The sequence below is a fragment of the Mycobacterium sp. UM_Kg1 genome, from assembly GCF_000972925.1.
Taxonomy (GTDB): Bacteria; Actinomycetota; Actinomycetes; order Mycobacteriales; family Mycobacteriaceae; genus Mycobacterium; species Mycobacterium hiberniae.
Genome location: NZ_JRMK01000381.1, coordinates 1 through 257 on the forward strand (window position 1 = coordinate 1; position 257 = coordinate 257).

General features: G+C 60.3%; 1 protein-coding gene. It reads right to left on the reverse strand.

The features are described from left to right. Window positions 1–257: YebC/PmpR family DNA-binding transcriptional regulator (locus LI92_RS21620; protein ID WP_046322759.1), on the reverse strand; the 257-nt coding region annotated here is incomplete at both ends.

Here is a 257-nt window from a genome sequence, read left to right on the forward strand (position 1 = left end):
GCCGCCAACACGTCATCCTCGGACAACCCGTTCTTATCCAAGGTCACCGTGCCCTTACGACTGAACAGATACGCCACCGACCCCGGATCGGCCATCGCCCCACCATTGCGCGTCATCGCCACCCGCACCTCACTGGCAGCACGATTGCGGTTATCGGTCAAACACTCGATCAACACCGCCACCCCATTAGGCCCATACCCCTCATAGGTGATCGTCTGATAATCCGCCCCACCGGCTTCCTCACCAGCACCACGCTT